A 275-nucleotide genomic window follows, 5' to 3' on the forward strand; every position below is an offset into this window, starting at 1 on the left:
TGGACAGAACGTCGGCCCAAAAGAAAAAACCCCGCCAGCGCGGGGTTTGTGACGTCCTAAGATTCTAATCGATTTCGAATCAGGCGTAGCGACGCAGGCGCGTCGCAAATTCCTGCAGCGACTTGATGCCGCTTTGTTCCGCGCGATGGCACCAATCCTGCAATTGCGCGAGCAGCTGTTCTCGCGATGCGGTAGAGCGATCCCAGATCGCAGCCAGATCCTGGCGCAGCTGGTAGTACGTATGCAACTTCTGGCTGTTCGCGAAAATCTCCGGG

The 275-nt window shown here is 57.1% G+C and carries 1 protein-coding gene; it reads right to left on the reverse strand.

Annotated features, from left to right (window positions below; translation table 11 throughout):
• Positions 1 to 79: 79 nt before the first annotated feature.
• Positions 80 to 275 (reverse strand): transposase (locus tag SB816_RS31410; RefSeq protein ID WP_410548170.1); only part of this gene is annotated, 196 nt, incomplete at its 5' end.

It is taken from the genome of Achromobacter sp. SIMBA_011, assembly GCF_046535435.1.
In the GTDB taxonomy this organism is placed as follows: domain Bacteria; phylum Pseudomonadota; class Gammaproteobacteria; order Burkholderiales; family Burkholderiaceae_B; genus Achromobacter; species Achromobacter dolens.